Annotated in this window: 17 protein-coding genes, 1 rRNA gene and 1 pseudogene (1 of these 19 running past the window's edge); all 19 read left to right on the forward strand. The window is 52.9% G+C overall.

Annotation, left to right across the window (positions count from 1 at the left end; genetic code table 11):
* Positions 1–346 (forward strand): transposase (locus ABD76_RS01125; protein ID WP_197253583.1); only part of this gene is annotated, 346 nt, incomplete at its 5' end.
* Between the two features lie 15 nt (positions 347–361).
* Positions 362–592: pseudogene (locus tag ABD76_RS30795) on the forward strand (DUF2304 domain-containing protein); the annotation flags it as partial.
* Between the two features lie 72 nt (positions 593–664).
* Positions 665–1,681 carry a dTDP-glucose 4,6-dehydratase gene (gene rfbB, locus ABD76_RS01135; protein WP_197253585.1) on the forward strand — a complete coding sequence of 339 codons (1,017 nt, stop codon included), beginning with the start codon at positions 665–667 and terminating at the stop codon, positions 1,679–1,681.
* 3 nt (positions 1,682–1,684) lie between these two features.
* Positions 1,685–2,524: a dTDP-4-dehydrorhamnose reductase gene (gene rfbD / locus ABD76_RS01140; protein ID WP_197253587.1), complete on the forward strand. Its 840-nt coding sequence runs from the start codon at positions 1,685–1,687 to the stop codon at positions 2,522–2,524.
* Between the two features lie 11 nt (positions 2,525–2,535).
* Positions 2,536–3,486 (forward strand): glycosyltransferase family 2 protein, encoded by a 951-nt coding sequence (locus ABD76_RS01145; protein ID WP_242069288.1) that lies wholly within the window; start codon positions 2,536–2,538, stop codon positions 3,484–3,486.
* Positions 3,483–4,406, forward strand: a complete 924-nt coding sequence (locus ABD76_RS01150) for a glycosyltransferase family 2 protein (protein ID WP_197253589.1) — start codon at positions 3,483–3,485, stop codon at positions 4,404–4,406. Before ABD76_RS01145 ends, ABD76_RS01150 begins: the two co-directional genes overlap by 4 nt.
* Before the next feature lie 56 nt (positions 4,407–4,462).
* The gene (locus tag ABD76_RS01155) at positions 4,463–5,869 is read left to right on the forward strand and encodes an undecaprenyl-phosphate glucose phosphotransferase (protein ID WP_197253598.1); all 1,407 of its coding nucleotides are present in this window, start codon (positions 4,463–4,465) and stop codon (positions 5,867–5,869) included.
* Positions 5,870–6,032: 163 nt separating this feature from the next.
* The gene (locus tag ABD76_RS01160) at positions 6,033–6,713 is read left to right on the forward strand and encodes a UPF0158 family protein (protein WP_197253600.1); all 681 of its coding nucleotides are present in this window, start codon (positions 6,033–6,035) and stop codon (positions 6,711–6,713) included.
* 72 nt (positions 6,714–6,785) lie between these two features.
* Positions 6,786–10,130 carry a DEAD/DEAH box helicase gene (locus ABD76_RS01165; protein ID WP_197253602.1) on the forward strand — a complete coding sequence of 1,115 codons (3,345 nt, stop codon included), beginning with the start codon at positions 6,786–6,788 and terminating at the stop codon, positions 10,128–10,130.
* A gap of 138 nt (positions 10,131–10,268) precedes the next feature.
* Positions 10,269–10,400 (forward strand): hypothetical protein, encoded by a 132-nt coding sequence (locus ABD76_RS30110; protein WP_275100740.1) that lies wholly within the window; start codon positions 10,269–10,271, stop codon positions 10,398–10,400.
* 222 nt (positions 10,401–10,622) lie between these two features.
* Positions 10,623–11,342 (forward strand): heptaprenylglyceryl phosphate synthase, encoded by a 720-nt coding sequence (pcrB, locus tag ABD76_RS01170; protein WP_197253604.1) that lies wholly within the window; start codon positions 10,623–10,625, stop codon positions 11,340–11,342.
* 155 nt (positions 11,343–11,497) lie between these two features.
* Positions 11,498–13,864: a DNA helicase PcrA gene (gene pcrA, locus ABD76_RS01175; RefSeq protein WP_197253606.1), complete on the forward strand. Its 2,367-nt coding sequence runs from the start codon at positions 11,498–11,500 to the stop codon at positions 13,862–13,864.
* 103 nt (positions 13,865–13,967) lie between these two features.
* Positions 13,968–15,980: an NAD-dependent DNA ligase LigA gene (ligA, locus tag ABD76_RS01180; protein WP_197253622.1), complete on the forward strand. Its 2,013-nt coding sequence runs from the start codon at positions 13,968–13,970 to the stop codon at positions 15,978–15,980.
* A gap of 264 nt (positions 15,981–16,244) precedes the next feature.
* Complete coding sequence (locus tag ABD76_RS01185; RefSeq protein WP_197253608.1) at positions 16,245–16,703, forward strand: alpha-amylase family protein; 459 nt, start codon at positions 16,245–16,247, stop codon at positions 16,701–16,703.
* 45 nt (positions 16,704–16,748) lie between these two features.
* Positions 16,749–17,036, forward strand: a complete 288-nt coding sequence (locus tag ABD76_RS01190; protein ID WP_197253611.1) for a hypothetical protein — start codon at positions 16,749–16,751, stop codon at positions 17,034–17,036.
* Between the two features lie 94 nt (positions 17,037–17,130).
* Positions 17,131–17,451, forward strand: a complete 321-nt coding sequence (locus ABD76_RS01195) for a CBM20 domain-containing protein (RefSeq protein WP_338124997.1) — start codon at positions 17,131–17,133, stop codon at positions 17,449–17,451.
* A 297-nt stretch (positions 17,452–17,748) separates the two neighbouring features.
* Positions 17,749–18,849 (forward strand): ABC transporter permease, encoded by a 1,101-nt coding sequence (locus ABD76_RS01200; RefSeq protein ID WP_197253615.1) that lies wholly within the window; start codon positions 17,749–17,751, stop codon positions 18,847–18,849.
* Positions 18,849–19,544, forward strand: a complete 696-nt coding sequence (locus ABD76_RS01205) for an ABC transporter ATP-binding protein (protein WP_197253617.1) — start codon at positions 18,849–18,851, stop codon at positions 19,542–19,544. Before ABD76_RS01200 ends, ABD76_RS01205 begins: the two co-directional genes overlap by 1 nt.
* Positions 19,545–19,883: 339 nt before the next feature.
* A 16S ribosomal RNA gene (locus tag ABD76_RS01210) occupies positions 19,884–20,000 on the forward strand; it runs 1,434 nt beyond the window's last position.

Consider the following 20,000-nt stretch of genomic DNA (forward strand, 5'->3'; position numbering starts at 1 on the left):
CCGAAACAGAGCTAAACGGATTCAGCTAACGGGTTCTTACCGTCATCTGCAAAAGTTACGAACCCGCTGTGAGCATGTGTTTGCTGAAAGCAAAGTTGCGCATGGCATGGATCGTGCACGGAGCCGCGGACTCGACTGCATGCAAGAACAGGCGCTACTGACGGCGATCGTTCAAAATCTGAAAAGACTATGCCGGTTTGGGAAAAAGCGATCTCGAACTGGCATGTCGGCATGCCAAAAAACGAAATCCGTGATGACAGAGGCGTTGTCACGCCTACTCATTTCAGCGCTGGCTGAGTTGTTTTACTCGTTTTGCATGTCCATCAGACGGCTACAACTGCACTAATTCACCGGACTTTTAGACGTAATATCTAATATCATTGGTATTAAATACCCGCCAGCAACCCTTTTTTTGATTTCTACAGTAGTTCTGGTAATTTTATTGTTTAGGCAGTATGGAAAAACCTCTCTCTTAACTTACAAAGTTAATGATTTAATCAGGACTGTGGGCTTACTTTCATATGAAATTGACAAAATGAAGAATGAGAAGAACGAATATGAGAATAAAAAAGAACATCAAGTTAACAAATAGATTTTTAAAGACAATAGTTAGTTAAACTAATTAGGACTGACTAAATAGAATCTTTTCTAAGGAGAAAAAAATATGAACTTACTTATAACCGGTGGAGCAGGATTCATCGGAAGTAACTTTGTTATTTATATGCTGAACAAATACCCGGACTACAAAATAGTAAACGTTGACGCATTAACCTACGCAGGTAATCTTGAGAACTTGTGCGAAATTCAAGACAACCCAAATTATTGCTTCGTTAAAGCAGATATTGCAGATTCTCAAGCGATGGAGAAGTTGTTTGGCGAAGGTGTAGACGTGGTTGTCAACTTTGCGGCGGAGTCCCACGTCGATCGGAGTATTCTTGACCCTGAAATATTTGTGAAGACAAATGTATTAGGAACACAAGTACTTCTTGATGCTGCCAAAAAGCACGGTGTCACAAAATTCGTTCAAGTATCGACGGATGAGGTTTACGGTTCCCTTGGGGAAACGGGGCTGTTTTCTGAAACAACACCATTGGCCCCAAACAGTCCTTATTCTGCTAGCAAAGCCGGGGGAGATTTGCTGGTACGAGCTTACCATGAGACTTTTGGTCTCCCTGTGAATATCACGCGTTGTTCGAATAACTATGGGCCCTATCAATTCCCTGAGAAACTTATCCCGTTAATGATTGCCAATGCTCTGAATGATAAACAGCTCCCAATTTACGGAGATGGACTTAATGTCCGAGATTGGCTATATGTCGAGGACCATTGCAGTGCCATTGACTTGGTTATTCATAAAGGCCGCGATGGGGAAGTGTACAATATAGGCGGGAATAATGAACGGACGAACATTCACATTGTTCGAACCATTCTCGAGCAACTCGGAAAGCCGGATTCGTTGATCAAGTATGTGGAAGACCGGCTCGGTCATGACCGCCGCTATGGAATTGACGCGACCAAGATCATGACGGAACTAGGATGGAAGCCGAAGCATACCTTTGAGACAGGGATTAAAGAAACGATTGACTGGTATTTAAATAACCGAACATGGTGGGAGAGAATACAGTCCGGAGCATACCAAACCTATTATGAAAAACAATACGGGGTACGGCTGGGGGAGTAAGGGATGAAAATACTCGTAACAGGCGCTAATGGGCAGTTAGGGGCGGACGTAGTCCGCCTTTTTGCTGAAAAAGGACATTGTGTAATAGGTATGGGAAGATCGGAATTAGATATTACGGACGAGAAGCGATGTCGAGACATTATTACTGAATTGCAGCCAGAGGCGATCATTCATTGTGCAGCGTATACCGCGGTCGACCATGCAGAAACGGATCAAGATAATGCCTATCTGGTGAACGCCATCGGAACAAGAAATATTGCTGGAGCAGCAGAGCATGTGAAAGCCAAAGTTTGTTATATTAGTACAGACTACGTATTTGACGGCAATAGCTCAAGCCCCTATTATGAATATGACAATACCAACCCATTAACCGTGTACGGAAAATCGAAGCGAGCGGGGGAACAATTGGTTCAGTCCTTAAGTTCCCGTTGGTTTATTGTCAGAACGTCCTGGGTGTATGGAGCTTCAGGCAGTAATTTTGTCAAAACGATGTTAAAGCTGGGTGCTGAACGCGATTCCTTACAAGTCGTTAATGACCAATGGGGCTCGCCGACATACACATGTGATTTGTCGTTCTTTTTGGAAGAACTGATTGCGACTGAAAAGTACGGCATCTATCATGCATCGAATACGGGAATATGCACCTGGTATGAATTTGCCGAAGCTATTTTTGAAGAAGCCAAGATGGCAGTCCAGGTTGACCCATGTACGACGGAGCAATTCCCGCGCCCGGCTCCTCGGCCTCGTTATTCAGCTTTGGAGCCAATGGCCATTCGAGTGAATGGCTTTACGCCGATTCGGCACTGGCGGGAAGCGCTGCGTGATTTTTTACATCAACATTGAGATGGAAGTGAATGAGTATGGGAGAGCAGCGGGGCAAAGTTCAGATTCTTGTTTCTACTTATAACGGGGAAAAGTATTTGGCGGAGCAGCTTGATAGTCTATTGCAGCAGACTCACTCCCATTTCTTCATTACCATACGTGATGACGGTTCATCTGACCGTACAACAGCAATTATTCGCGAATATGTCTCTCACTATCCCCATAAAATAGAGGCGTTTTATGAAAAAAACGTAGGAGTCATTGCTAGTTTTTTTAACCTTCTTACCAATCATGTTCATAAGGATACAGACTATGTATGCTTCTGCGATCAGGATGATGTATGGATGCCGGATAAATTAGAGAGGGGTATACATGCGTTAGGCGGGGATACGAGCGATATGCCCATGATGCATATAACCTCAACACAAATGGTGAACGACATGTTGCAGCCGCTTAACTATTGGCCTCCAGCTCCACGGAAAGGACCATCTTTTTTTAATGCATTGATAGAGAACATAGCAGTTGGGGCTACGATGATGATAAATCGCCCGGCCCTAGGGATGATGCAGCGCCACGTGCCTCACTCGGGGCATATCATTATGCACGATTGGTGGGCCTACTTGGTTATGTCTGCATTTGGGAAAGTTATTTATGATGAGAAACCAAGTATCTACTATCGTCAGCATCAAAGAAACGTAGTTGGTGGGCAAAGTGGTCTTATAGAAACGTTTAAAAAAAAATGGAAAAACTATCAGAAACATTGTGAGGCCAAAATCTATTGGACTCAAGCAAAAGAGTTTGAACGTTGCTGGGGAGATTTGTTACCAAGAGATTTGAGAGAGGGGTTGCAGCACTTTCTCCTGTCAGGCCGGTCCCTGGCACGACGAACCCGTTATGCATTGACGACGCCGCTTTACCGGCAATCCAAGTTGGATAATCTGGTTTTTCGCCTTATGATGATTAGAGGGGACATTCTAAAATGATTGATTTATCCATCATCATCGTCAACTATAACACCAAACAGCTCACGCTGAACTGCATAGAGTCCGTCTACCAATCGGTAACGGACTTTCAGTATGAAGTCATCCTGATCGACAACGCTTCCCGCGACGATTCGGTACAAGTCTTCCGTCAGCAATGTCCGCAAGTCGAGCTTATCGCGAACGAACAAAACCTTGGCTTCTCCAAGGCTAACAATCAAGGGATGCAAATAGCTAAAGGCCGGTATGTTCTGCTTCTAAATTCCGATACGGCGATCCAACCGGATACGCTCGATGTGATGATTCGGTTCATGGATGAACATCCAGAAGTCGGAGCATCGGGCTGCAAAGTTGTGCTTCCGGACGGGTCACTGGATAAGGCATGCCGCAGGGGGTTCCCTACGCCGGCGGCCACGTTCTTCTATGTGTCCCGCTTATCGAAGCTGTTCCCGAAGAATCCGAGAATCAATGCGTATCATCGCGAAGATTTGAACCCCGATGAGGCTTATCCAATCGATTGTTTGATCGGGGCTTTTATGATGGTAAGGCGCGAAGCGATCGATCAGGTCGGCATGCTGGACGAGCAATTCTTTATGTATGGGGAAGATGTCGACTGGTGCTACCGGATCAAGCAGGCGGGATGGGTGAATTATTACTACCCGAAGACCCAGATCATTCATTACAAACGGGCCAGCAGCCGGAATAAACCGTATAAGATTACGTATGAATTTCATAGGGCGATTTACGTGCTTTACAATAAGCATTTTAAGAAAAAATATCCGTTCTGGGTGACTGCGCTCATGTATGCCGGGATAGGGGCAAAGCTGGGGCTCGCGATGCTCATGAATGTATTGGCCCGGGCAGGAGCGTCTCTACGTCCGTCGAAGCCAGCCTATTCCAACAAAAAGGATATATCGTCTTAACCTTATTGCCGAATCCTAGTATAATGGGGCTAGGTCTAGGAAAAAGAGGGTTGCATATGCTCCGCAAAAATCAAAGTTTTCTGTCGAAGTTGTATATGATATTCGACGTCCTGATCATCGCGTTAGCGTTTGGGATGGCCTGGTGGATAAAGTTTATAAGCGGATGGCTGGAAAACGACAGCGCGCTTCCCTACTCTACATATGTCGCTTGGGGCGGGATCTATGCGGTGATCGTGCTTCTGGTCGGCGCGATGTCTTCATTGTATCATTTTCATCGGAAAAAGCGCTTCGCTGATCAGCTTCTCCGCATTATCCAAACGCATGCTATCAGTTTATTTATATTGCTTGGGCTGTTGTTCTTTTTCAAGCAGGTTCACATCTCCCGTGAATTTTTGGCCATCTTTATTACGGCGGCCACGATAGGAACCGTTATTTATCGATATACGGTCAAGGTGATGCTGCGTTCCTTGCGGCAGAAGGGATACAATAAGCAATATATCGTTATTTTGGGAGCGGGCTCTTTAGGCAAGCGGTTTTATGAAAATTTGCGAAATCATCCGGATATGGGGTATGAGGTTATTGGCTTCTTGGACGATCAGGCAGAGTGGGATGCCCTGGAGAAAAAGCGATATAAGCCCATCCTCGGCACCCTCAACGACCTGGATCAGTTGCTCAACGATAAGCTCGTGGACGAAGTCATCATCGCGCTTCCGCTGGATGCGCATCACAAGTTCCCGGACATTATCGCGGCTTGTGAAAAGGCGGGGGTACGGACGCTCATCATACCGGACTTCTTCGATTATCTGCCGGCGCGGCCATACTTCGACAACTTTGCCGGTATGCCGATGATCAATGTTCGCGATATTCCGCTAGATGTGCTTCGCAACCGGGTGTTCAAGCGCGGCTTCGATATCGTGTTCTCGCTGATCGCGATTCTCATTGCTTCGCCGGTTATGCTGCTTATCGCCTTGGGCATTAAGCTGACTTCGCCGGGGCCGATTCTGTTCAAGCAGGAGAGGGTGGGGCTGAACCGCCGCACCTTCCACATGTACAAGTTCCGCTCGATGAAGGTGAGCTCGGACGCCGTATCGGATACGGTGTGGACGACGGAGAATGATCCGCGGAAGACGAAGTTCGGCAGCTTTCTGCGCAAGACGAGTCTCGATGAGCTGCCGCAATTTTTTAATGTGCTGCTGGGCCATATGAGTGTCGTCGGTCCGCGTCCGGAACGGCCTTTCTTCGTGGAGCAATTCAAGGAAGAGATTCCGAAGTATATGGTCAAGCATCATGTCCGTCCCGGCATTACCGGGTGGGCGCAGAGCAACGGCCTGCGCGGCGACACGTCGATCGAGGAACGCATCCGTTATGATATTTTCTACATTGAGAATTGGTCTTTATTATTCGATATTAAAATCATTTGGAAGACGATTTGGAACGGATTCGTTAATAAAAATGCATACTGAACCGGGTATCCAAAATATGGGTAGTGATGTAAGTGTGCAAATATAGTAAACTTGGTAGAAAAGGTCTTTTTATCTGAGGATAGAAGGACCATTTTTTGGGGCTCGAGTAACGATTTGGAGATCAATGAATGTGGTTATGCAGCCTAGAGGAGAAAGAAAAGATATGTCACGGAAGAAATCGCGCAGCAAACACAAACCCAGAAAAAAACGCGGCGCCAAATGGGCCGAATACGAGCCGTTGCCATTTGATCAAGATGAGAACTTTTACTTCATCGTCGGATACACCGACGGCGGGGCGCCTTACGGCATCACATGGGAAGAACATGAGGCGGAGCTGGAGGAGACGCGCAAGCGGAATAATATCATTTCTTTCGAAGAGGCAGGCCCGATACCTATCATTGAAATGCGAATGACGCAGCGGCAGTGGGATGAACTTGTGGCGGTTTACGGTTATCATAGGTACGAGGTGTCCTGCTTCCTGAATGTGGAGACAGGAGAAATCGCGATGTTATCGGATGATGATCCCCGGGAGGAAGACGAGGAGCTTAGGTTAGAAATTGCTGAAGGGTTGAATGAGATTTATTTCCGCGTTCCGCATCCCGACTTTAACGAAAGGCATGAACTCATGTGTGAATTCGCCTTATCGGTATCGAGCAGGAAGCTTCGGGTGAAGCTGGAACGGGCCCTGAGGGCGGAGCGCAAAGTATTCCGCAGGTTCAAAAACGCATTGGCCGAGAATAAAGTCGAGTTGGAACGGTATCATTCTTTCGTGGAAGAATCCAACCGGGAACGGGTGCAGGTTTGGCTTGAATCCATCGGAGTGAGGGCGGTTGTCGTTCCTTGATATTGGATATGGATATGATGATGGCCGAATTGATGTTGATGGAAGGGCAAGATAGAACGGGGGGAGAACGCAATGCCGGCATTTACGTTAGCAGATGTGAGATCATTATGCGGGGCCGCTTCCTATAAGCGCGGACATGATTATTACCGCTTGGGCAAGGTGTCCCGTTTAAAGAAGTCTGCAGATGGATGCAGCTATACTGCGCGCGTGAAGGGAAGCAATAGCTACTCGATTGAGGTTGAGATATGGCCTGACGGGGAGATCAGCACCTATTGCGATTGTCCCGCCTTCTATTCCTATGATAATGATTGCAAGCATATTGCAGCCGTGCTTATCGCGATCCATGATTTGGAGAGCGGGAGAGAAAGTCTTTACGTTGAAGGAAGCCAAAGCACGGCGCCGGCCTGGCTCAACACGCATCGCCCCGCTGACAACCGAGCTACGATGATGACGATGGCGGATAAAGAAACGGCGAAGTATCGGGCCGCCGGCGATCTCATTGCTCATTACAAGATGAACCAGGCTACCGGCATGGGGGAGAGTGCGCTCCACAGCTCTAATACAGGACAGGGCCTAGAGCGGTTGAAGTTTGAATACACGTTCCGTGTCGTGAGCAACCGATTTTTCAAAAATCCCAGCGTGATGATCGAATTGCGGACCGGCGTGAAGCGGCTGTATGTCGTCCAGAAGGTGAAGTCCTTCCTGCAAAGTGTAGAGCAGGCCAAGCCGCATCCGTTCACGGCGCTGTTCACTTATGATCCGGCGCGGCACGAGATCGGAGAGCATGATCGGGCGATGCTGGATCTGCTTATTCAGATGAAGCATAATGATGAAGCCTATCGGGAGTATTATTCCGATTTGGCAGGGTATTTGCCTGTGACGGATCGGAAAGACATGTTTGTTGATCCGAGACAATGGGGGGACATGCTGCGGCTGCTGCCGGATGTCGATGCGAGACTGGAAGGATTGGGGGCATCAGGAACCCGGATGGTACTTGGGGAGGGCAAGCTTCCTCTCCAGTTCCATATTACCCGGAAGACGGGGGCGAACTATCAGTTAGACGCAGGGGATCTGGCGAAGGTAACGGTATTGCCGTCTTATCGTTGCGCGATGATGAACGGTATGTTGTACCCGCTTGATCCGCAAGAGATCCACAAGCTTAACGATCTGTTGACTCATATGTCTGTGACTCAGTCGAACGGCAAGCTGGACATGTCGGAGGAGCAGTTGAACGGCTTCGTCCAGCATGTGCTGCCGCCGCTGCGCGAACTGGGACAGGTGAACATCGCCAAGCCGCTTCGTGAACGGATCCGGGAACCGGAGCTGCTGATTCAACTGTATGTGGATTTTGCTGACGGCATCTTGACCGCCCGGGTACTGTTCAGGTACGGGGATATCGAAATACAGCCGCTTGAGGAACGACAGGATGCCCCGTCGGAGCAAGACTGCATTCTGATTCGCGATGCCGCCCGCGAAGGGAAGCTCCTGCATCGGCTTGAGGCGGCCGGATTGCGGCATGACGGGCAGCGGTGGCTGTGCGAGACGGAGGATGAGCAGTATGAAGTGCTGTATCATTTGCTGCCGGAACTGGAAAAGGAAGAGGGAGCCGAGATCTATCTGTCGCAGACGCTGCAGAATACTGTTCGAAATCGTAAAATTCGGTCGAAGGTGCGCGCCGATCTGGCAGCGGATATGAATTGGTTGGAGATATCATTCGAACTGGAGCAGATCGAGGAGCGCGAGCTGCTGCACATTATGCGGAGCATTGTGGAGAAGAAGAAATATTTCCGGCTGCGCGACGGCTCCTTCCTGTCGCTGGAAGAGGAGGAGTATCAAGGCTTCGCTGACATGATGGATAGCCTTGGGATAGGTGCAGCCGACCTTCGCGGCAGCCGCATCCAGCTTCCCGCTGTACGAGCGTTGCAGCTGCCGGAGCGTGCAGCCGTATCCGGAAACATTCGATTTGGCCGTGATTTGCGTCAATTCGTGAAGCGGTTCAACGACCTGGAGGAACTCGATTATGAGCTGCCGAATGGGCTTCAGGCTCAGCTGCGAGATTATCAGGCACAAGGCTATCAATGGCTCAAAATGCTTGCATCCTACCGATTCGGCGGCATCCTGGCCGACGATATGGGCCTTGGCAAAACGGTGCAGAGCATCGCTTATATCCTGTCGGAACGGGAACAGGAACAGGCAGAAGAGAAGCTGCCCGTTCTCATCGTGTCGCCTTCTTCGTTAACCTACAATTGGGCGCATGAATGTGCCCGGTTCGCCCCTCAACTGCGGGTGCTCGTGGTTGCAGGGCAGAAGAAAGAACGTGCCGCGCTATGGGGGGAGATGAAGGAGGCGGATGTTGTCGTGACCTCCTATCCCCTGCTCCGAAGGGATATCGAGTTCTATGCGGAGCAGCCGTTCCACACCCTGATTCTCGACGAGGCGCAAGCGATCAAGAACGCTTCGTCTCAGACGGCCCATGCGGTATCCGAGATTAACGCGGCACGGCGCTTCGCGCTTACAGGCACGCCGATCGAGAATTCGCTGGACGAACTGTGGTCGATTTTCAATGCGGTCTTCCCTGGCTTGTTCACGAACCAGAAGGCGTTCCGTGAGCTTCCGGCAGATCGGGTTGCCCGTATCGTCCGCCCGTTTATTTTGCGCCGCCTGAAGAAGGATGTCTTGACCGAACTGCCCGACAAGATTGAATCGGTGCAGTACCCGGAGCTGGCGACGGAGCAGAAAAAGCTGTACGCGGCCTATCTGGCCAAGCTGCAGCACACGACAGAACAAGATCTGAAGACGGAAGGCTTCCAGAAGAGCCGAATGAAAATATTAGCGGGCATTACCCGCCTGCGCCAACTATGCTGTCATCCCGCGTTATTCGTGGAAGGTTACACCGGTCCTTCAGGCAAGCTGCAGCATTTGCTGGAGCAAGTCGAGGAATTGACCGCATCCGGCCGCAGAGTGCTTATCTTTTCCCAGTATTCCAGTATGCTTCAATTGATTCGGGAACAGCTGGAGTCCGCCGGAAGGACTCTCTTCTACCTGGATGGACAGACCCCGGCCCAAGAGCGCGTGGACATGTGCCAGCGTTATAATGCGGGGGAAGCGGAGCTGTTCCTGATCTCGCTGAAGGCGGGAGGTTCCGGGTTGAACCTGACCGGCGCGGACACGGTCATCCTCTATGATCTATGGTGGAACCCCGCCGTGGAGGAACAAGCGATCGGACGAGCCCACCGCATGGGGCAGAAGCGAGTCGTTCAAGTGATCCGTCTGGTGGCCGAAGGAACGATTGAAGAGAAAATATTAGAGTTGCAGCAGCGCAAGCGCGATCTGATTGACGAAGTGATCGATGCGGAAGGAAGCGCCTTGTCCGCCTTGACAGAAGAGGATATTCGCGAGTTGCTGAGCGTCACGTGACAAGTATTCATATACAATATTAATCTCGCCTCCATACCGGACTAATCTGCAGGAGGCGAGTTTTTCTGCTCCGAGTATATCCGCTGGCAACTTCCGTCCACAATGAGGATATACGTAAGATATGGAGGAGTGGACGATATGAACCATCGGGACAAGAGCAACGACACCGATCATCTGGCAACCGGCCGCGGCTGGGTCATTGCGCTGCTGCTAGGGGTGGCGCTATGGATAATCATCATTAGCATCGTGTACGAAATCTGGTTCGGGTAAGTCTCATAACATTGCACAACCAGTCCCCAAAGTCCTGTCCCGCACGTGCCCAGACACGACCGCTCCCTCCCTTCAACTTCCCCGTGACTTCCCCCCTCATTTTGATTACAATAGAACAATAAGAACATACATTCTGCTGTGCCGCATCTCTGCTCATTGACACCTCCTGACTGCATTCGTAGACTGAATTTGATACACTAGGAAGAGCAGTTTATTCGAAGCTTGGAGGACAACATCGTGCATACCCCTGTAATTTCAATTGAAGCGTGGCGACACGTGTTCAAATTAGACCCCGACAAAGAGATCAGCGACGAGGATCTGGACCGCATCTGCCTGTCCGGAACGGACGCCATCGTGGTGGGCGGATCGAGCGGCGTGACGTTCGAGAATACGGTGGAGCTGATGTCGCGCATTCGGCGCTATGAGCTGCCGGCCGCGCTGGAGGTGTCGAATCTGGATTCCGTCGTGCCCGGGTTCGATGCGTATTTGATCCCGATGGTGCTGAACACGCCGAATACCGACTGGATTGTCGGCCAGCATCAGCGTGCGATTCAGCAGTACGGCTATCTGATTCCGTGGGAGCTGCTCATCCCGGAAGGCTACATTATACTGAATCCCGAGGCGACCGCGGCCAAGCTGACGGAAGCGGAGACCGGACTGACATCGGCGGAAGCGGGAGCATATGCGCAGGTGGCGGACAAGCTGATGCGGCTGCCGGTCGTCTATGTCGAGTACAGCGGCACGTATGGCGATATGGAATTGGTTCATCATGTTCGAAAAAGCTTAAGCCACGCCCAACTATTCTACGGGGGCGGCATTCGCACGGAGGAGCAGGCCCGTGAGGCGGCGGAAGCGGCGGATACGGTCGTGGTCGGCAACATCGTGTACGACGACGTGGAAGCCGCGCTGCGGACGGTCGAGGCTGTCCGGCTTGTCCCATAAGGCGAGACGCCTTCCTCTCAACGCGCATTATCGATGACATCATGTAAGGATATGACAGCATACACAGCCGGTGCTTAGGGGCACCGACATCCGGCCGCTAACGCTAGCGCCCCTAGCAGGCGGTTAGACAGTAAGGATGAAAGGAGCACTTCCTCATGTTTGAATTTCTAGAATCGTCCCGCGCCGGAGTGGATCTCCATGAATCGATAGCGAGACTGAATCCGGAGCAGCGCCGCGCCGTCGAGACGATGGAGGGGCCGCTGCTCATTATGGCCGGCGCCGGGTCCGGCAAGACGCGCGTGCTGACGCACCGCATCGCCTATCTCATCTCGCAGCGCAAGGCTCCTCCTTGGGCCATTCTGGCGATTACGTTCACGAACAAGGCGGCCCGCGAGATGCAGGAGCGGGTCGCGAAGCTCGTCGGCGCGGAAGGCCGCGACATCTGGGTATCGACGTTCCACTCCATGTGCGTGCGCATTTTGCGCCGGGACATCGAGCGGATTGGTTTCACGTCGAACTTCACCATCCTGGACTCGACGGACCAGCTCTCAGTCATCCGGGGCTGCATGAAGGACTTGAACCTCGATACCAAAAAATTCGAACCCCGCGCTGTCCAGGCCGCCATCAGCGGCGCGAAGAACGAGCTGCTTACGCCGAAGCGGTTCGAGCAGAACATCGGCGACTACTTCCAGGTCGTGGTGGCGAAGGTCTATACGAAGTACCAGCAGCGGCTCAAGAGCAACAACGCGCTTGATTTCGACGATCTCATCATGACGACGATCGAGCTGTTCAAGGAAGAGCCGGAAGTGCTCGATTTTTATCAGAATAAATTCAAATATATCCATGTCGACGAGTACCAGGATACGAACCGGGCGCAATACATGCTGTGCCGCATGCTGGCGGACAAGCATCATAATATTTGTGTCGTGGGGGACAGCGACCAGTCGATTTACCGCTGGCGCGGCGCCGACATTACGAATATTTTGAACTTCGAGGAGGACTATCCGGAAGCGACGGTCATCTACCTCGAGCAGAATTACCGTTCGACGGCGAATATATTGAATGCCGCGAACAATGTTATTAACCAGAATACCGGCCGCAAGCCGAAAAAGCTGTGGACCGATCAAGGGGAAGGGCAGTTGATCAAGGTCTACCAGGCTGATTCGGAGCATGACGAAGGCTACTTTGTCACCGGCGAGATCAATAAGAACAAAGCGAACGGGAAATCCTACAGCAAACATGCCATTTTATACCGTACCAACGCGCAGTCCCGGGTAATCGAGGAAATTTTGATAAAATCCGATATTCCGTATCAGATCGTCGGCGGCATTAAGTTCTACGATCGCAAAGAGATCAAGGACATCCTCGGCTACCTTCGCCTTATCTCGAACCCGGACGACGATATCAGCCTGGAGCGCGTTATTAACGTGCCGAAGCGAGGCATCGGCGCGACGACGATGGCCAAGCTGGCGGAAGCGGCGGCCGAGCGGGGAACGTCGATGATGAAGGTGCTCGACGATATGGACGGGCTCGACATCGCGGCGAAGACGAAGGGCGCGCTGCGCGAGTTCTATGCGATGATCGACAGCCTGAACCGGATGGTGGACTATTTATCGGTGACGGAACTGACCGAGAAGATGCTGGAGCTGTCCCAATACCGGCTTGAGCTGCAGCGCGAAAATACTCTGGAATCGAAAGCGCGTCTCGAAAACATCGACGAGTTCTTGTCGGTCACCCAGGAGTTCGAGCAGCGGAATGAAGACAAGTCGCTCGTCGCCTTCTTGACCGACCTGGCGCTGATCGCGGACATCGACTCGATGAACGACGCCCCGGAGGAGCAGGACGATGCGGTCATACTGATGACGATGCACAGCGCCAAGGGGCTCGAGTTCCCGTATGTCTTCATCATCGGGATGGAGGAAGGCGTCTTCCCGCACAGCCGGGCCTTCAGCGACAACGAGGAGCTTGAAGAGGAGCGGCGTTTGGCATATGTCGGCATTACGCGGGCCGAGGAGCAGCTTTACTTGACCTGCGCCCGGTCGCGCACGCTGTTCGGCCGGACAAATGCGAATCCGCCGTCCCGGTTCCTGCGGGAGATTCCGGACGAGCTGAAGGAGGAGGTATCGCCGGCGGGCGCGCGCTACGAGCGCTTCGACCGCTACGGCCGCAGCAATTCCGCGGCTTCCTACGGCGGACGCGGACTCGGCTACAGCGGCGGGGCCAACGGCGGCGCATCCACAGGCGGCTTCGGGAGCCGTACAGGCGCTGCGGCCGGCCAGCGCACGTCAGCGGCTTCCTCCAAGCCGGGCGGGGTGACCGTGACCTCTGCATTCGACAAGGCGAAGCAGAACGGCGATTCATCCTACCAGGCCGGGGATAAGGTCGCGCATGCGAAGTGGGGCACCGGCGTCATCGTATCCGTCAAAGGAACGGGCACGGATATGGAACTGCAGATTGCTTTCCCGGCTCCGGTCGGCGTCAAGCGCCTGCTGGCCGCATTCGCTCCGGTAACCAAAGTATAACGTGACAGCGGGCGCTTGCCCGGCTCGAACCTGTTTTCATAACCACCTCATAAATGAATAGGAGATAGAAAGGAGTACCTCCGTGACGAACGCACAATCTCGAATGGAACAACTCGTGGCGGAATTGAACCGGTACAATTACCATTACTATACGCTCGACAATCCGGTGATCAGCGACAAGGAATATGATGCCCTGTATGACGAATTGGTCGCCCTGGAAAAAGAAACAGGGATCGTCCACCCCGATTCGCCGACCCAGCGCGTGGGCGGGGAGCTGCTGAAGGGCTTCGCGCCGCACCGCCATCTGGCGCGGCTGTGGAGTCTGGACAAGGCCCAGTCGGCAGACGATCTGTACACCTGGCATCAGCGGGTGCTGCGCCTGATTCAGGATTACAACGCCAAAAATCCGGATCGGGAGCCGCTGCCGAATCCGACTTATGTCGTCGAGTTGAAATACGACGGGTTGACGCTCAACCTGACGTATACGGACGGCAAGCTGGTTCAGGCGGCGACACGGGGCAACGGCACCGTCGGCGAGTCGATTCTGCCGCAAGTAAAGACAATCCGTTCCATTCCATTGACCATTCCGTACAAGGAAGGGACGATAGAGGTACAGGGCGAGGGGCTTATGAATCTGTCCGTGCTGGAGGCGTACAACAAGACCGCCGCCGAGCCGCTCAAAAATGCGCGCAACGCCGCGGCCGGCGCGCTTCGCAACCTGAATCCGCAAGTGACGGCGCAGCGGAAGCTGAACGCGTTCTTTTACAATATCGGTTACGCGGATCAATTGGCCTTCCAGACTCATCAAGAGATGATGGCGTTCTTGAAGGACAATCATTTCAAGGTCAATCCGTATATCTCCTACTTCGATTCGATTGAAGCGGTACAGGCCGAACTGGAGCAGATCCAGGAACGGCGCACAACGCTCGATTACCTGATCGACGGGGCGGTCGTCAAGATTACCGATATGCGCACCCGGGAGGTCTTGGGCTATACCGACAAATTCCCGCGCTGGGCGATCGCCTTCAAATTCGAGGCGGAGGAGACGACGACCGTCCTTGAAGAGGTCAACTGGGAAGTCGGCCGCACCGGGAAGATCACTCCCGTGGCGCGGGTCGAGCCCGTCGAACTGGCTGGCGTGACCGTCCAGAACTGCACCTTGAACAATATCGGGGACATCGAGCGCAAAAACTTGAAATACGCCCTCGGCTCGCGCGTATTTATCCGGCGTTCCAACGACGTCATCCCGGAGATTCTCGGCAAGGTGACGGAGGAGCAGGATGGGGAAGAGATCGCGTACCCGACGCACTGTCCGTCCTGCGGATCGGAGCTGGAGATGCGGGGGGCCCATCTGTTCTGCAACAACAAGCTGAACTGCAAGCCGCAGATTGTCGGGCGGATCGTGCACTTCGCGTCCCGGGACGCGATGGACATCGAGACGTTCAGCATTATGACGGCCGAGCAGATTTACAATGAGCTGGACGTCCATGATCCGTCGGATTTGTACACGCTGACGTTTGATCAGCTCGTCGGCCTGAACCGGTTCGGAGAGAAGAAGGCGAACAATTTGCTCCAGGCGATCGAAGCGAGCAAGACGCGCGATCTGTCCGCGTTTTTGTTCGCCCTCGGTATCCCGAATACCGGGAAGACGACGACCCGAGCGCTTGCGGAGCATTTCGGCACGCTGGAGGGCGTCATGAACGCGACGCGGGAGGAGCTTATCGCCGTTCCGGATGTCGGAGATATCGTCGCGGACAGCATCGTCTCGTTCTTCGAGGATGAAGTGAACAAGATGAGCGTCCAGCGCCTGCTCGAATTCGGCGTGCGGCCGCAGCCGATCGAGAAGCCGAAGCCGGTCAGCACGGAATCCTTCTTCTACGGCAAGACGGTCGTCTTGACCGGAACGCTGCATCTCATGACGCGGGAAGAAGCCACGGCGAAGCTGGAAGCGTGCGGCGCCAAAGTAACCGGGAGCGTGTCCAAGAAGACGGATCTTGTCATCGCGGGCGAGAAGGCCGGCAGCAAGCTCGCCAAGGCCGAGCAGTTGGGCATCCCCGTCATTACGGACGAGAATGAGCTGGTCCGGCTCTTGCAAGAGTCGATGCCTGCAGAATAGCAGCAGCGCAAGCGATACGGCAAGCCCCTTTTCCATCCAGGAAGAGGGGTTTTTTATATGAAAAGACGCATTTACACGAATTACAGATTTATGTAATCATGAGATATGAAACCATGGAATCAAGATTGTTCCTGGATGCCAGGGGAATCGGGAAGCGGGGGTGGTCATAAGCGGAAACTTCCCTTTTCATAAGACAGAGACAGATTGGAAAGAACCGCAAGGAGAGAAAGCCAGCTTTCCATTACAGGTGAAGAGGTGTTCATCGTGATGACAAGGAATCGGTTCATGAAGAAGCTAATCTCTGTATTATTGGCGCTAGCCCTGATCGCAGGTTATACGGCGGCCTATCCTCTTTCCGCAGTCGCCGCGGCGTCCGGACAATCATTAGGCCCGGTGACATCGAAGGACGTGATTTATCAGATTTTGACGGATCGGTTCTATGACGGCGACGGCGTGCTGTACGAACCGGATCGCGACAGCTCCGGCCAGTATGTGTTCGATCCGGACGGCAACCCGATCGATTACGGCGGCGACGGCCAGGTGGAGAACAAAATTGCCGACATCCTCAACGATACGAACGGCTTTTTCCATCATGAAGGGAACGGGCCGGACAACGATACATCCAAATTCGGGTACCGGCATAAGGAATTGGCCTCGCTCGCCGACTATTCCCAGGAGAACGGCGTCGTCATCGAACATTTGGAGAAGGCGGGGAAGTTCTGAAAGGCCAAGGGGGTTGACGGCTTCCGGCATGATGCCACGCTGCATATGAACCCGGCGTTTGTGAAGGGATTCAAGGATGCGATCGATTCCGACCCGGGCGGACCGGTGACCCACTTCGGGGAATTTTTCATCGGCCGGCCTGATCCGAAGTATGAGGAATACCGAACATTCCCGGATCGGACAGGCGTCAACAATCTGGACTTCGAATATTACAATGCGAACCGGCAAGCGTTTGGCGATTTCAGCCGCAGCATGAGCGACTTCGGACTTAAGCGGTGCGGCAGCGGTTGCATTCGGGTCTCAGCAGGCTGCGGTTGTATCCGCACAGGATAGCCGGATCGCGGCCGTGGTGCCGAATGTCCGGGCCGGGGATTACGCGATTACTGTCACGAAAGACGGGAAGACGAGCAACCCGTTCCGGTACCAGGTGCTGGGCGGGGTACAAGTGCAGGTCATTTTCCATGTCAATAAGACGACGAAGCCGGGACAGAATGTCTATGTCGTTGGCGATATTGCCGAGCTGGGGGCCTGGAATCCGGACAAAGCGCTTGATTCGTTCATGAATCCGAATTATCCGGAATGGTTCCTTCCGGTCAGCGTGCCGGCCGGGGCGGCCTTCCAGTTCAAATTCATCATCAAAGACGCCGCAGGCCATGTCACTTGGGAGGGCGGGGCGAACCGCATGTTCACGGCGACATCGAAACCGACCGGAACAAGCGATACTCCGGTATATACCTGGCAGCCTTAGACTCGGGTTGGCAGGCATAATTGCCGAGGCTGCTTCCGCCCGGGAGGATCGGCTTTTCATATATGTTTGTAGTGTGCTTCTTTAGCGCCTTCTCCATCCAAAAGCCTTGGTGGGTTCGGATTTATCCGGACATATCAAGGCTTTTTGGGCTGCGCGCAGCTAACTTTCCATTTCTGTAACGTTCCGTTCATGATGAGTTCATTTTCGTTTTCTATACTGACACCAGCGGGAGGGACAGGGGCTTGCAAAGACGGCGTTCCTGGCCGCCCCGTGCAGAGAGAGAAGGAGGGAACGCACATGTTTTTAGCGATGCGGGAATTGAAGCATGCCCGAGCCCGGTTTTTGTTGATCGGATTCATTATGATTATGATTGCTTCCTTAACGTTTATTGTATCCGGGCTGGCGAACGGCCTCTCGGATGATAATGCGTCCGCGATCAAGCGGATGAAGGCGGATTTCCTCGTCTACCAGTCCGATACGGAGTTCAAGCTGTCCCGATCCACATTGCCGAGAGAGCGGTTGGGGCAAGTCGCGGAGCAGGAGGGCGTGCGAGAAGCGACGCCGCTGGCGCAGACGATGCTCACGCTGACCCGGGACGGATCGGAGCGAAAGTCCGATGTGACGCTGTTCGCCATCGACACGAAGGGGATATTGATGCCTCCGATCGTGGAAGGAGCATCCCCGGCGGTGAACGACGCGCATGAAGTGGTGGTTGACCGGTCGCTGCAAAAAGACGGCGTGAAGCTCGGCGACACACTGACGGTCAAAGATACGAAGGCCAGCATGAAGGTCGTCGGCTTTGCGGAAGGACAGACGTTCAGCCATACGCCTGTAGTGTATATGGATATGAAAAGCATGGATGCGATGATGGACACGCTGGGGCGGCCAGCCCCGCCTTTTAACGCGATTGCGGTGATAGGGGACCCGTCGGTTCCGGATACGCTGGCTTCCCACATCGACGGTATCGAGACGGCGACGATGAAGGAGGCAATGTCAGGCATCCCCGGCTTCAAGGAAGAGCAGGGCTCATTAACGATGATGATCGGCTTTCTCGTGGTCATCGCCGCGTTTGTGCAAGCTGTTTTCTTCTATGTCCTGACCTTGCAAAAAACAAATCAGTACGGCATCATCAAGGCGATCGGGGCGAGCACATCGTATTTGGCGCGGAATCTTCTCGGCCAAGTGCTGCTGCTGGCGGTTGTCGCCGTCGCGATCAGCATTGGGTTGACCTTTGGCCTTAGCCTGATATTGCCGGCAAGCATGCCGTTCGAGCTCGGCGGCGGGGTTCTGGCCTCGTATTCGGGGCTGCTCGTGCTCGTCTCGGCAGCCGGAGCCTTGTTGTCGTTGCGGCGCATCGCTCAGGTCGATGCCATGGAAGCGATAGGGAGGGTGGAGTAATGACAGCCAAGCTCATATTGGAAAACATCAATAAGCAATATGGCGAAGGAGATACGGCGGTAATGGCTTTGAAAAATGTGTCTCTGCAGGTCAATGAGGGTGAATTTGTCGCCGTTGTCGGCCCGTCCGGCTCGGGGAAAAGCACATTTCTGTCGATATCGGGAGCGCTGCTGACCCCGACGAGCGGACGCATCCTGATCAGCGGCTCCGATATTGCCCATATATCGGCCCGCCGTCTGAATCGGGTTCGCCTTGAGCATATCGGATTCGTGTTTCAATCCTCGAATCTCGTGCCATATTTGACGGTGCTGGATCAGTTGATGCTGATAGGCAAGATCGGACGTCTGGGAAAAAAGGAAGCGGAGCAAAAGGCGGTGCAGCTTCTGAACGAGGTCGGGATGGAGCATCGGCTTCATCATTACCCGGACAACCTCTCCGGCGGGGAGCGTCAGCGGGTCGCAATCGCCCGTGCTTTAATGAACGATCCCGGCGTTATCCTGGCCGACGAGCCGACAGCGAGTCTGGATTCGACGCGCGGAAGAGCCGTCGTCGAAATGCTCGCCTCCGAGGTTCGCTCCCGGGGCAAGGCGGCCGTCATGGTCACGCACGATGAGCGCGTGCTCGATTTATGCGATCGCATCATTTTAATTAAGGACGGAATGCTGTCTGAAGCGAAGCAGGCAAGCGAACAATGATGGGCTGATATAGGCCGGCAGCCAATCAATCAGCATGAGCGGGAGGAATGGGGAATGAATGCGTTCCTTCCCTCGTGTATTTGTCAAATAATACATGTTGCAACGGGCACTTCCGATGTGGTACATTATTTCTTGTCGATTCGACGCGAAGCTTGATGAAACATCTCGATGAAAAAAAGATGTTGACAAGACAATGTCGATTTGATATTATAAATAAGCACTGACGCTTTAAAGCGGAAGTCGCAATAATGCAAATGAGTTCCTTGAAAACTGAACAAATGACGAAGCGTAAGAGAACTTCGAGTTCTCGTCAGCAATAAATGAGCAAGTCAAACTACTTTTATGGAGAGTTTGATCCTGGCTCAGGACGAACGCTGGCGGCGTGCCTAATACATGCAAGTCGAGCGGAGCGGATGGAGTGCTTGCACTCCTGATGCTTAGCGGCGGACGGGTGAG

The sequence above is a fragment of the Paenibacillus dendritiformis genome (assembly GCF_015845845.1).
Lineage (GTDB): Bacteria > Bacillota > Bacilli > Paenibacillales > Paenibacillaceae > Paenibacillus_B > Paenibacillus_B dendritiformis_C.